General features: G+C 44.3%; 14 protein-coding genes. 1 reads left to right on the forward strand and 13 read right to left on the reverse strand.

Annotated features, from left to right (window positions below; genetic code table 11):
* Positions 1-32: 32 nt before the first annotated feature.
* The 13 genes from ptsP to DW904_RS07585 form a co-directional block, all read right to left on the reverse strand.
* Complete coding sequence (ptsP, locus tag DW904_RS07535; RefSeq protein ID WP_118578941.1) at positions 33-1,400, reverse strand: phosphoenolpyruvate--protein phosphotransferase; 1,368 nt, start codon at positions 1,398-1,400, stop codon at positions 33-35.
* A complete protein-coding gene (locus DW904_RS07540; RefSeq protein WP_118578944.1) occupies positions 1,397-1,738 on the reverse strand; it encodes a phosphoenolpyruvate-utilizing N-terminal domain-containing protein in 342 nt (113 codons plus the stop codon). The genes ptsP and DW904_RS07540 overlap by 4 nt, the downstream gene beginning before the upstream one ends.
* Positions 1,739-1,763: 25 nt before the next feature.
* A complete protein-coding gene (locus DW904_RS07545) occupies positions 1,764-1,979 on the reverse strand; it encodes a hypothetical protein (protein WP_118578947.1) in 216 nt (71 codons plus the stop codon).
* Between the two features lie 41 nt (positions 1,980-2,020).
* Positions 2,021-3,049, reverse strand: a complete 1,029-nt coding sequence (locus DW904_RS07550) for a spermidine/putrescine ABC transporter substrate-binding protein (RefSeq protein ID WP_118578950.1) — start codon at positions 3,047-3,049, stop codon at positions 2,021-2,023.
* A 73-nt stretch (positions 3,050-3,122) separates the two neighbouring features.
* Positions 3,123-4,574, reverse strand: a complete 1,452-nt coding sequence (locus tag DW904_RS07555) for an extracellular solute-binding protein (protein WP_243110334.1) — start codon at positions 4,572-4,574, stop codon at positions 3,123-3,125.
* A complete protein-coding gene (locus tag DW904_RS23735) occupies positions 4,535-4,969 on the reverse strand; it encodes a hypothetical protein (RefSeq protein WP_243110335.1) in 435 nt (144 codons plus the stop codon). The genes DW904_RS07555 and DW904_RS23735 overlap by 40 nt, the downstream gene beginning before the upstream one ends.
* A 9-nt stretch (positions 4,970-4,978) precedes the next feature.
* The gene (locus DW904_RS07560) at positions 4,979-5,800 is read right to left on the reverse strand and encodes an ABC transporter permease (protein ID WP_118578953.1); all 822 of its coding nucleotides are present in this window, start codon (positions 5,798-5,800) and stop codon (positions 4,979-4,981) included.
* The gene (gene potA, locus DW904_RS07565; protein ID WP_118578956.1) at positions 5,800-6,843 is read right to left on the reverse strand and encodes a spermidine/putrescine ABC transporter ATP-binding protein; all 1,044 of its coding nucleotides are present in this window, start codon (positions 6,841-6,843) and stop codon (positions 5,800-5,802) included. Before potA ends, DW904_RS07560 begins: the two co-directional genes overlap by 1 nt.
* 107 nt (positions 6,844-6,950) lie before the next feature.
* Positions 6,951-7,349 carry an ABC transporter permease subunit gene (locus DW904_RS25170; RefSeq protein WP_347562052.1) on the reverse strand — a complete coding sequence of 133 codons (399 nt, stop codon included), beginning with the start codon at positions 7,347-7,349 and terminating at the stop codon, positions 6,951-6,953.
* A complete protein-coding gene (locus DW904_RS25175) occupies positions 7,334-7,855 on the reverse strand; it encodes a hypothetical protein (RefSeq protein ID WP_347562053.1) in 522 nt (173 codons plus the stop codon). The genes DW904_RS25170 and DW904_RS25175 overlap by 16 nt, the downstream gene beginning before the upstream one ends.
* A complete protein-coding gene (locus DW904_RS07575) occupies positions 7,852-8,829 on the reverse strand; it encodes an ABC transporter permease (RefSeq protein WP_330634127.1) in 978 nt (325 codons plus the stop codon). The genes DW904_RS25175 and DW904_RS07575 overlap by 4 nt, the downstream gene beginning before the upstream one ends.
* Complete coding sequence (locus DW904_RS07580; RefSeq protein ID WP_118578959.1) at positions 8,829-9,977, reverse strand: ABC transporter ATP-binding protein; 1,149 nt, start codon at positions 9,975-9,977, stop codon at positions 8,829-8,831. The genes DW904_RS07575 and DW904_RS07580 overlap by 1 nt, the downstream gene beginning before the upstream one ends.
* 447 nt (positions 9,978-10,424) lie before the next feature.
* Entirely contained in the window at positions 10,425-11,381 is a 957-nt protein-coding gene (locus DW904_RS07585; protein WP_118578962.1) for a hypothetical protein, read from the reverse strand.
* 201 nt (positions 11,382-11,582) lie between these two features.
* On the opposite strand from DW904_RS07585, the gene DW904_RS07590 reads away from it, so the two are divergent.
* Positions 11,583-12,068, forward strand: a complete 486-nt coding sequence (locus tag DW904_RS07590; protein WP_118578965.1) for an ureidoglycolate lyase — start codon at positions 11,583-11,585, stop codon at positions 12,066-12,068.
* Positions 12,069-12,224 lie beyond the last annotated feature (156 nt).

Genomic DNA, 12,224 nt, shown 5'->3' on the forward strand with positions numbered 1-12,224 from the left:
ATGCACGCCTCAATACAGTCGCAGAGGATAAGCTAAGATCTCATTTCTGCGATGAAAACCGCCCTCAGTGCCTTCCTCACTGGTAATATACATGCCGGTACCACAGACAATGCATCTACCCCCATCTGCAAAAATGTCTCCGTCAATCTGGTATCTGCCGCCAGTTCCCCACAGAGACATACTTTGCAATTCTGCGCGTGTCCTGCATCTACAATCATCTTTATCATTTTCAAAATTGCAGGGTGATGATCATCATATTTCTTCTGTAAAAGCGGATTCTGACGATCCATGGCCAAGGTGTACTGGGTCAGGTCATTGGTTCCGATTCCCAGAAAGTCCACACGTTTCGCCAGCTCTTCCCCAATCATCACTGCTGCCGGAGTCTCCATCATAATTCCAGTCCGGATTTTCTTAAAGGGTATACCTGCTGCCTTCAGCTCTTCTTTTACTTCCAACACCAGAGCTTCAACCTCATCCATTTCCTCTTCCGAACAGATCATAGGGTACATCATCCCCAGATTGCCATACCAGCTCGCGCGGTAAATGGCACGGATCTGGGTTTTAAACAGGTTCTTCCGGTCCAGACTGAGACGGATTCCGCGATTACCCATGAGAGGGTTGGTTTCTACCGGAATTTCAAGGTAGGAAGCCTGCTTATCAGCCCCGAGATCGGCGGTGCGGATAACTACCAGGCGGTCGCCCATAGTCTCAGCAGTTTTTTTATATGCCTGAAAAAGTTCTTCTTCCCCGGGATAATTCTCCCTGCCAAGATACTGGAACTCGCTTCGCAGCAGTCCGATTCCCTTTGCCCCATAATAAAGGGCACTGTTTAAATCATCTAGACTGCCAATATTCGCGTAGATTCCCACTTCACGTCCATCTTTCGTAATATCGCCCTTGTCTTTCAGCTTCAAAAGGGATTCCCGCTCTACCAGATCTGCTTTTCGGCGAATCTCGTATTCTTTTCGTACCTCATTATCCGGTTCCAGATAGATGGTTCCCGTATATCCGTCAATAATGGCAATGCTGTCTTCCCACTCTTCTTCTGACTGTGGAATCCCAATACCTGTAACACAGGGAATATCCATATTTTTCGCAAGGATCGCAGCGTGAGAGGTAGCAGAACCTTTGCGGGTGACAATACCCAGAAGCTTCTCCTTATCCATTTCCATCAGTTCTGCAAGAGAAAGGGCATCTGCTGCCAGAATGACTGGTTCCTCTCCCAGATCAATTTTGTTCTCATCTTCCCCGAGAATTTCCAGAAGGAGACTGGAGATGCGGCTTACATTGTGGATTCGTTCCTTTATGGTCGGATCGTTCAGCCTGGAAAAAGTACTCTGCATCTCATCTCTTGTGGTCTGCACTGCATAAGCAGCAGTCACCTTTTCCCCTGTGATCATACTCTGTACCGCACGGAGAAAGCTGCCAGAGCCAGAAGCTCTGCCTGCTCCAGGATCTGGTTTGTTCCATTTTCCCCATTCACTTTCACAATTCTATCCAAAGGTTGGGGTTCCATATCCAATTCAGGATCAGCTGTGTCCATTTGTTTTTCTGACATTCTGTCATACTCTTCCTTCAAGGTCTGCATCACATGCCGACGAGCCACATCAAAATTCTTCAGTTCCTTTTTTACATCATCTGCCTGATGCTGTCGGATCTGATATTCACCTTTCCGATAAAACCTGATTTTCCCAATGGCAATCCCCGCAAAGGCGGAAGCTCCCTTGTATATTTCCATTTTGTTTCTCCTCTAAAAAACTCATTTATTTCTGTAAATAATAATCACACACTGGCGAAACTTTGTCAATATCAGTGTTGTTTTCTCTGGCCCCGGAAACATATATGTGCAAGCATTCTCCACCTCCAGCGACCTCTCTCCTTTCTCCGCAGTGCAATCCTGCCCGGTAGGACTTTTCTATTACATAAAAAAAGAGCCTGCACAGTGATTTATCCGTTTTTCTCCCGAATGGTTCACTCACAGGCTCTTTCCTGATGTTATCCTTTTACTGAATTAATTCAATTAATCGCAGGCAGCCTTAAACTCAGTCCAGTTCTTATTATACTGTTCCTCAGCTTCCTGACTTACATTCTTAATACTCTCACCGCTTGTTACACTGTCCGGAACCACCAGGCTCTCGTCTACCAGCTCGTCTGCTGCCTTGTTGGTGCAGTAGTAACCGATATAATTGAAGCACTGTGCAGCAACCTCCGGTCTTAAAATGTAATCTACAAACTGGTAAGCTGCATCTGCATTGGGAGCCTCGCTTGGAATAAACATTCCCATAACACCGAAGCCAAGACCTTCCTCCGGATAAACCACTTTCAGATCCGGGTTCTCTGCCAGAGCTGCAGTTACCTGGGAGGTGTAAAGGAACGCTACAGAAGCCTCTCCGTTCAAAAGCGCATTCTGGGTATTGTCATCCTGGATCATACGCACATTGGGAGCCAGCTCCACAAGCTTCTCTCCTGCCTCTGCTATAGTATCCACGTCTTCTTCATTCATGCTTTTTCCCATGGTGAGAAGAGTAATTCCGTTAATAACACGATAGTTGCCGATCAGCGCTATACTGTCCTCCAGGGACGGATCCCACAGATCAGAATAGCCCTTGATATCAATGTCCACTTCCTCCGGATCATATACGATCAGCGGAATACCAGCGCCGTAAGGTACGGTGTACTCGTCCTTCTCATCATAGAACTGTCCCTGATAAAGAGGATTGATGTTTCCCCAATTGGAGATTTTGTCTTTGTCAAGCTTGGTGGCAAGACCCTCTTCCACGATTTTCTCGAGAATGTAGTCATCTGCGATTACCACATCATAGTCTCCGCCTTTTGCCATGGAAACCTTCTCCAGCATGGTCTCGTCAGTGTCAAAGTTGGAATATACGATCTTACAGCCGGTTTCTTCCTCAAATCCGTCCAGAACCTCCTGCGGGAACATTCCTTCCCAGGTATAAAGGACCAGCTCGGAGTCAGCTGCGTATACAGGTGACAGACTGCCACAGATTGCTGCTGCAGCAAGAATTACCGCAAATACCTTTTTCTTCATAATCATTCTCCTCTTCTTCAAAAACACAGCCGGCTTCTGCCAGCCACGTTTCCGTTTTTATAAATTTCCATGTTTACTCTGCCTTGATCTTCGTCCACAGCTCCGCATATTTCTGCTTGATTTTCGGTTCCTGATAACGGAAGATCTCGCTGTTTGGATTTTCAAAATCCGGGATGTAGGAGGAAACGCCCTCATACTCTCCGGTGATCATAGTTTCGTAAACACTCTTTACAGGAGAAGTATAACCTACTTCTTCCGTATTGGAAAGAGCAGATTCTTCATTTAGCATAAAATTAATAAACTGATGGGCAAGCTCTGTCTCACTGCAGTCCCTTGTGATAACCATTGCATCATACCAGTTATTGGTTCCCTGGCTCGGTGTGAAGTAATCCATATTCGGATTTTCGCTTATAATATAAGAAGCATCTCCGGAATAAACAACTGCCATAGCCTTGTTTCCGGAAATCATATTGTCAATGACGTCATCACCGGCGTAAATCGGACCCATGGTATTTCTCTGGTCAACCAGCCACTGGTAAGCTTCCTGAATCTGATTCTCATCTGTAGTATTCATGGAATATCCAAGAGCCTTCAGTGCTATCATAAAGGAATCCCGCTCAGAATCATACATGTAAATATTTCCTTTATATTTGGTATCCCTGAGAAGATCCCAACCCTCCTGAAGATCTGCCGGATCAACCACAGTCGTATCATAAAGAATACCAACCGTTCCCCAGAAATATGGGCAGGAATAACGATTTCCCGGATCATAGCTTTTATTCATGACCTCATCCATCAGGCTGCCCTTATTCGGGATCAGATCCCAGTCAATATACTGTAAGTAATCCTCTTTAATCAGACGCTCGATCATGTAATCCGAAGGGATCAGCACGTCATAGGACTCACCGCCGGAAAGCTTGGTGTACATCATTTCGTTGGATTCGAAGGTTTCGTAAACTACTGTACAATTATATTCCTGCTCAAACTGTGTCAGAAGATCCAGATCCATATATTCTCCTGCATTATAAACCTTCAGGACATGGTTCTCCGCTGCACTGCCTCCGCACTTGATCAGTCCGAAGCCAAGGGCAAAAACCAGCAGAAGGGCGATTACGCGCTGAATCTTTTTCGCATGCTTGCTGGCATGCTTTTCCAGGATCTTCGGAAGCACGTTGGCAAAAACCATGACAAGCACAATGACCAGGATTACAATTGTAGACAGGGCGTTGATGGTAGGGTTGATTCGCTTGGTCATATTATAGACCACAATGGAAATATTCTTTACACCGTTTCCGGATACAAAGTACGAAATTACGAAATCGTCAAAGGACATGGTAAATGCCAGCAGCGCACCGGCGAAAATACCATCCTTAATCATGGGCACGATTACCTTGGTCAACGCCTGGAACGGGGTTGCTCCAAGATCCATGGCTGCATTTGCCAGGTTCGGGTCAAGGCTTCGCACCTTGGGATAAACACTGGTGATCACATATGGCGTACAAAAGGAAATGTGCGCCAGCAGCATGGTAAAGTACCCTTTCCGGAAGCCAGTGAAGAAAACAGAAGCATCAGTCCGATTGCGGTAACAATATCCGGGTTCAAAATGGGCAGGTTGTTGATATTTAAAAGTGTTTCCTTTAACACCTTCCTGGACTTGGAAAGACCAATTGCAGTGATGGTTCCCAGCACTGTGGAGATCACAGTTGCCAGGATGGCGATGGTCACAGACACGTAAACCGCTTTGCTGACTTCTGTATTGTGCAGCAGCTCTGTATACCATCTCACGGAGAATCCCGTAAACCTGGTCAGGGATTTGGAGGAATTAAAGGAAAAAATCATGGTCACCAGGATTGGCAGGTAAAAGAATACCAGACAGATGGCCACATAAAATCTCTGAAAAAAGCTTGTTTTTTTCTGCATGCTATCCTCCTATTCTCCTTTTTCCTTGTCCATCCGCTTCATCAGACTCATGGAGATCAAAATGATCACCGCCAGAATCATGGAAATGGCACTTCCGAAATTCCAGTCTCCAACTGAGATAAACTGGGACTCGATCAGGTTACCGATGAGCATATACTGTCCGCCGCCCAGAAGCTTCGGGATAACGAAGGAGGAAATGGCAAGAAGGAAAACCATCATAATACCATTTACCACCCCTGGCAGGGACAGCTTCCAGATTACCTTCCAGAAGGTCTGGAAACGGTTGGCTCCCAGATCGTAGGCTGCCTCGATCAGGGATTTGTCCATTTTATTTAAGGATGTATGGATAGGAATGATCATAAAGGGCATAAAGTTGCAGATCAGGCCTACCATTACGGAAAAATCCGTATACATCATGCTGATAGGTCCCAGTCCGATTTTTGCCAGAAGGTTATTGATGATTCCGTTATCTGCAAGAAGATTCATCCACGCATAGGTACGAAGAAGCATGTTGATCCACATTGGAATGGTTACCAGCATAATGAGAAGTCCCTGGATTTTCTCAGAGCACCTCGCAATGATCAGGGCAAGGGGATAGCCAAGCACCAGACAGATAAAGGTGGTGAGAAGTCCCAGCCAGAAGGATTTCAGGATCACATTCAGGTAGGTAGTTTCCAGGAATTTGGCAAAATTTCCCCAGGTGAAGGAAAGTGTCATTACTTCATTTCCTTCTGTGGTGAACGCATACAGGGCAATGAGAAACAGTGGGATCACAAGGATAACAATTGCCCAGATAAAGTAAGGAATAATCAGGCGCTTAAACTGTTTCATCAATAAGCTCCCATTCTGTACATGACGTGAATGTCTTCCGGTCCGAATTTCAGTCCTACCTGGCGGCCCACTTCCGCATAATCGGTGGTCTGAACTTTATAGGTGCGCAGTTCTGTTTCTACGAGAATTTCGTAATGAACGCCTTTGAAGGTGACGTTTCGGACAACACCGCTGATTTTCGCCTGAGATGGTTCCACAATGTCAAGGTCCTCAGGACGAAGCACAACCTCGATTTCTTCATTATCCTCAAAGCCTTTGTCCACACATTCGAATTCAAATCCGTCGAACTGAACCAGATAATCTCTGATCATAATTCCTTCTATAATATTGGACTCTCCAATGAAGCCTGCTACGAAACGGTTTTCGGGCTCGTTGTAAATATCGGTTGGAGAACCGATCTGCTGAATTTCACCGTTATTCATAACGACCACAGTATCAGACATGGAAAGGGCTTCCTCCTGGTCATGCGTAACGTAAATGAAGGTAATTCCAACCTCCCGTTGGATTTTTTTCAGCTCAATCTGCATCTGTTTTCGTATTTTCGCATCCAGGGCGCCAAGAGGCTCGTCAAGAAGAAGGATTTTCGGCTCATTTACCAGCGCACGGGCAATGGCAACTCGCTGCTGCTGTCCGCCGGAGAGCAGGGTGACATCTCTTTTTTCGAAACCCTCCAGACCTACCATTTTCAGCATTTTGGTGACTTTCTGGGCGATCACGTCCTTGTCCACTTTTTTCAGATTCAGACCGAATCCAATGTTCTCTGCCACATTCAGATGGGGAAAAAGGGCATATTTCTGGAAAACGGTATTTACCTCTCTCTTATATGGAGGCAACTTGGAAATCTCAATTCCGTTAAACAATACTTCGCCGCCGCTTGGCTCCTCGAAGCCTGCAATAATACGAAGGGTTGTGGTCTTTCCACAGCCACTTGGTCCCAGAAGGGTGAGAAACTCGTTCTCATAGATGTCCAGATTGATTCCGCGGAGAACCTGCTGGTCATCAAAATTTTTTGTGAGGTTTTTCAACTCTATGAGTTTGTTCATTCGTGTGCTCCTTTCCGTCCCTAAGTGGAAATATCCATATATTTCCTCATGCCGTGAAAAAACCGGCTTTTATCAGGTGATTTTCTTCGCTGATTCCTGTGAGCAGACTACTTATACTTCCTCTTTAACTTCTTTATAAGAGAGTAAACAAGAAGGATCACCACTGTAAAAGCCAGCATAATCGTACACAGGGCATTGATTTCCGGCGTGACACCGGTTTTGATCTGAGTGTACACCTTAATTGGCAAGGTAGACAATCTCGGACCGTTAATAAAAATACTGATTACCACGTCATCCATGGACATGGCAAAGGCAAGCAATGAGCCGGACGCAACAGCTGGCATGATCAGTGGCAGCGTAACGTCGAGAAAGGCTCTCATGGAAGTAGCTCCAAGATCCCGGGCAGCTTCCTCAAGGGAAGGATCCAGGCCCACCAGCCTTGCTTTTACTTCCATCAATATATAGGGAACGCAAAACACCGTATGTCCGATCAGCAGGGTAAGCATTCCGAAGGCAGATTCAGCATATAGAAAAATGCCATCAGCACCATACCCAGAATAATTTCCGGTATCATAAGGGGCAAAATAGAAATGTACTCCAATGCGCCTTTTGTTTTCCAGTGAATCCGTGACAGACCTACCGCCCCCAGCGTTCCGATGACAGCAGAAACTACACAGCTTGCCACGCCCAGGATCAGGCTGTTTACCAGGGCTTCCATCATGGCGCTGTCTGCGAATAATTTCTCGTACCACTGGAGGGAAAATCCGGTGAGACGTACGGGAAGCTTGGATTCGTTGAAGGAGAAAATGATGACTACGGCTACTGGGAGGTACATTAAGAAGAAAATGATACCAAGGTATATCTTCTCAAAGCGGGTGCTCCGTTTCATGCCAGAGCCTGTATTTCTCTTCTTTCCAAACTTTTTAACTAATGTACCGTTTTTAGCCTCGGCGTCTTCACCTTGCATTTTCGGATCCAGCACTTCTATTTCATTATTTTGTGTTTTTATCATCCCAGCCCCTCCACTTCTTTCGCATTGGTAACCTTACGGTATAGAAGGATCATCAAAGTGGTAAGGATCATCATGATCACCGCCAGTGCAGCCGCAAAGGGCCAGTTATTTCCCCGGGTCATCTGATCCTGGATCAGACTTCCCACCAGCACAACTTTGTTTCCGCCCAGGATATCCGCTATGAAAAACAGTCCCATAGATGGAATAAAGGTTAGGATTACGCCGGACAAAAGTCCTGGCAGGGTCAGCTTAAAGCTGACTGTCCAGAAGGCCTTCACCTTACCTGCCCCCAGATCACGAGCGGCTTCTACCAGTGACCAGTCCAGTTTTTCCGCACTGGAATATACTGACAGAATCATAAATGGCAATAACACATATATCATACCAATGACGATTGCCGGGTAGCTGTACATGATTTTCAGCGGCTTCTCGATCAGGCCAAGCTTTTTCAGCACAAAATTCAGAACGCCTTTTTTCTGAAGGATGATGATCCAGCCGTAAAGTCTGATCAGGGAATTTACCCAGAAGGGAAGCATAAGAAGAAGCATAGATTTCTTTTTACCGCCTGCTGGTAATTTCGCCATAAAATAGCCAAAGGGATACCCGATCAGGGTGATAAAAACAGTACTTGTAATGGCCAGCTGGAAGGACTGGACAAAGGTGTCCAGATACACTGGTTCCAGGAGCTTCCGGTAATTATCCAGGGTAAAGATCCACTGCACGCCGTGGACTTCTCCCGGGGTGGCAAAGCTTAAAGCTACCATATAGATAAGAGGGCATGCCACGAAGATCAAAGTGAAAATATATAATGGCAGGATCATCCAGATGGTGGCACGGGTGTGCCTGGTGAATGCAGCGCTCTTGCTATTGCCGCGGATATTCTTTGCAGGTGCAGATTCCTGGCTGTTGCCGTGGCTGTTCTTTACAGGTGCAGATTTCCGGCTGTTGCCACGGCTGTTACTGAGACCGCCCATCACTGATTTCCTCCTGACATATCAGCAGGCTCTTTCGTCTTAAACTCCCGATTTACTACAACTGCATTTCGCGGATCAAAATACCATTTTATCTGCTGACCTGGCTGAATGTTTGCATTCATGCCAAACCGGCTGGCTGTGAGTTCTGTGCCGTCAGACAAAGCAAGCAGAACTCGCAGCTGACCTGCAGCGAAATTCTTCTCCTTCACAGTTGCGTGAAGATGTCTGCCAGTTCCCTCAGCTTCATTTTGCTCAACTACATTTTCCATTTCAGCTTCATCCAGCAGAATATTTTCGCTTCTCACAGCCAGGGTAAGCTGCTCTCCCACCTTTACAATCTCTTCTGTATAAACGGAAACAGTGTCATTACCTATTTGAACCTGTGCATAAGAACCATTTATTTCTACAACTTTTCCTTTTAAAATATTGGCATTTCCCACAAAGGTTGCCACATAACTTGTCTTCGGATGGTTGTAAATCTCATCCGGAGTGCCGATCTGCTCAAATTGCCCCTGATTCATTACCACGATCCGGTCGGACATATTAATGGCCTCTTCCTGGTCGTGGGTGATATAGATAAAGGTAATTCCAAGCTTCTTCTGCAGTCGCTTCAGTTCCAATTGCATCGTCCGCCGAAGCTGCAGATCCAGAGCTCCGAGAGGCTCGTCCAGAAGCAGTACACGTGGATTATTTGCCAATGCTCTTGCAATGGCTACACGCTGCTTCTGTCCGCCGGAGAGCTCCGCAGGTTTTCGTTTCTCGAAGCCTTCCAGCTGAACCAGCTCCAGCATTTCCTTAACCTTTTTCTTTATATCCGCTTTTGGTACTTTTCGTATTTTCAGACCATACCCGATGTTATCCGCCACGTTCATATGGGGAAAAAGGGCATAATTCTGAAATACCGTGTTCACATCTCTCTGGTTTGGCTCCAGATTCGTCACATCTTTCCCCTCCAGCCATACACTTCCGCTGTCCGGCTGCTCAAGTCCTGCGATGATGCGAAGAGTGGTCGTCTTGCCGCAGCCGGAAGCACCCAGCAAGGTGACGAATTCCCCCTGATCAATTTGCAGATTGATTCCCTGTAGAACATATTCTTCTGATGTAAAACTTTTTTTCAGATTTCTTAATTCAAGAAATGAGTCAGACATTTGTCTCCTCCTTTCTGGAGCGTGTTTGAAAATTATTCCTGCAGACTTCCACAAATTGTGACACGCATTTTGAAGAAAGCCTTTTTTAACACGCTCGGCTGTAATGTTAAGTGAAGTACGAAAAAAATACGGGATACCCCTATAGCCATACATTCAGAAAATCTCTATATAAACACGGTGCATGTTTATATAGCGCCATTACTGTATATTGCTATATCGGTAACCCGTATTCCCATATAATTCTTCAAAAAAAGGTACAACTTTTCTAAAAAGCCTGGGGCGGAATAACCTGACATGTACCTCATCTCCTTTGTTTGCAATCAAGGTGTATTCTATCATAGAATGAATCATTTGAAAACAGTTATTTTCCCATTGATAACATATTTTTTCATTTTCATTTAACAGATCAGGAGCAGAACCAAATTGGCTCTGCTCCCTTGCAAAATGTTATCCAATATTATATTTTTTACGTATTTCTTCTTTATCTTCTTCAGAAATTTTAAGTGCATCCATAGCCTGATCCACAGACCAGTTCATTGTTTCTGTAAGAGTTTTAATTGAAGAAACCAAACTCTCGCAAACTCCTTTTTCATAATTTCTCTGTGCTACATCGTCAAGAACATGTCCCACATCTGTTACCTCACTTTCTAAATCCATTTCCATTTGGATTCCAAAATCGTCCTGCAAAATCATCCTTTTCTCTGAAGCATTCCGTTTATCTGAAAGTAAAACTTCCAACATTCGCAGGATGCCAGACGCTTCTTTATCATATGCATCCCCAAGGCATATAATCACATTTGTCAGAAGATCGTAATTTTCTTTTTTTTCATGTACATTTCCCATCATATTTTCCTCTTTTAGAGAATACCGATTAATTGTATTTTTTCGGTAATTTGGAGGATTTATACATATGAATACGTTATATACCTTCTTTATCTTTTCGTAATGTGAGTTTGTAAAAACCGTTCCATACTGTGAAGAAACCATCCTACAACAATAATAAATGCTACGCTTAATGATGGGATACCCAGGATAATAATTATTCTGAGGTTCCACATTAATGATCAGACTCAATCGATTGTCAGTGCCTGGTATCAATGCACTAAAGCGAATATCATAGGTTACTGTTCTTTCCGCTATGGTCGTATCTTCAGTAGATAGTCCTTTTATCAATTCGGGAGTTTCTTCATCCGGATATACTGGAATTTCAGAAACATACAAATCTCCTTCTATGTATTTCTCTGCAATTTCCTGTATTGCACACTCCCTGTACTCCTGCAGACAGCTTTTCATAATCCATGCAAGAATAATCTTGTTTGACAATAATTTCTTACATGCGTTATCATACGCTGCCTTTTCTCCTGCGGTAGAAAGCATTTTTGACAATTTGTTTGGTACTTTCATTCACCACAAGCCTTTCTTTATGAACTTTATCTACATTTTTATAATAACACATACTGCGTTCTTAAATCTATAAAACTTTTATTAAAAATATTAACTGCCTTTCTTTATTCACACTATCCATTTAAAGATATTTATTGAGCTTTTTCCAACACCATGATACAATAGCTTCAAGGGTTTTTACTACATTTGAGGAGGTTTACCATGAAAGAAATTACAGCTGTAAAAATTAATCCAACAGATTTTGCGCCCTTTGGCACCTACTGTTCCATGACTGAACCGGAAGGTTATCCTTTACAGGGCGAAATCCACAAATTTTATCCGGATCGTATCTCAGGTACCTGTATGGGAAGTATGGGATTTTCTCCCATTGCCGTACGCAAAGATGAGCGAATCGTTAAGATGGCAGAATACCACACAACCACCTGGGAAGGCATTGTAGCTCTGGATGATGATATGATCATTCATGTTGCTCCTGCATCTGCCGGTACGCCAGTCCCGGAACTTACAAAGGCGTTCCTTGTTCCCAAAGGATGTATGGTAAAGATCAATGCCGCTATCTGGCATTTATGTCCTCTGCCAGTAAACAACGATGTCCTTCATGCAATGATCATTTTACCGGAATGTACTTATGCCAATGACTGTACGGTAGTTGAGTTTGAGGAAAAAGACTGGTTTAAAATCGTATAATCAGAATTTTCACCCACGATAAATCAGAATTTTTACCCAAGATTTTCTGTCAAGCGTTTTTGAAAATGTCCTAAAATAATTGAAGTATTAGCCCCGGCTTTTTGCTGGGGCTTGTTATATTGATGTGCTTCATTCCTCAGGCAATTTTTGTATCTT

The sequence above is a fragment of the Ruminococcus sp. AM42-11 genome (assembly GCF_003480145.1).
GTDB classification, from domain to species: Bacteria; Bacillota; Clostridia; order Lachnospirales; family Lachnospiraceae; genus Blautia_A; species Blautia_A faecis.

Excerpts from the sequence above, each read along its gene's own strand:
- ptsP (WP_118578941.1), bottom strand. The coding sequence starts at position 1,400 with ATGATCACAGGGGAAAAGGTGACTGCTGCTTATGCAGTGCAGACCACA.
- DW904_RS07540 (WP_118578944.1), bottom strand. The coding sequence starts at position 1,738 with ATGGAAATATACAAGGGAGCTTCCGCCTTTGCGGGGATTGCCATTGGG.
- DW904_RS07550 (WP_118578950.1), bottom strand. The coding sequence starts at position 3,049 with ATGAAGAAAAAGGTATTTGCGGTAATTCTTGCTGCAGCAGCAATCTGT.
- DW904_RS07555 (WP_243110334.1), bottom strand. The coding sequence starts at position 4,574 with ATGCTGCTGGCGCACATTTCCTTTTGTACGCCATATGTGATCACCAGT.
- DW904_RS23735 (WP_243110335.1), bottom strand. The coding sequence starts at position 4,969 with ATGCAGAAAAAAACAAGCTTTTTTCAGAGATTTTATGTGGCCATCTGT.
- DW904_RS07560 (WP_118578953.1), bottom strand. The coding sequence starts at position 5,800 with ATGAAACAGTTTAAGCGCCTGATTATTCCTTACTTTATCTGGGCAATT.
- potA (WP_118578956.1), bottom strand. The coding sequence starts at position 6,843 with ATGAACAAACTCATAGAGTTGAAAAACCTCACAAAAAATTTTGATGAC.
- DW904_RS25170 (WP_347562052.1), bottom strand. The coding sequence starts at position 7,349 with ATGCTTACCCTGCTGATCGGACATACGGTGTTTTGCGTTCCCTATATA.
- DW904_RS25175 (WP_347562053.1), bottom strand. The coding sequence starts at position 7,855 with ATGATAAAAACACAAAATAATGAAATAGAAGTGCTGGATCCGAAAATG.
- DW904_RS07575 (WP_330634127.1), bottom strand. The coding sequence starts at position 8,829 with ATGGGCGGTCTCAGTAACAGCCGTGGCAACAGCCGGAAATCTGCACCT.
- DW904_RS07580 (WP_118578959.1), bottom strand. The coding sequence starts at position 9,977 with ATGTCTGACTCATTTCTTGAATTAAGAAATCTGAAAAAAAGTTTTACA.
- DW904_RS07585 (WP_118578962.1), bottom strand. The coding sequence starts at position 11,381 with ATGAAAGTACCAAACAAATTGTCAAAAATGCTTTCTACCGCAGGAGAA.
- DW904_RS07590 (WP_118578965.1), top strand. The coding sequence starts at position 11,583 with ATGAAAGAAATTACAGCTGTAAAAATTAATCCAACAGATTTTGCGCCC.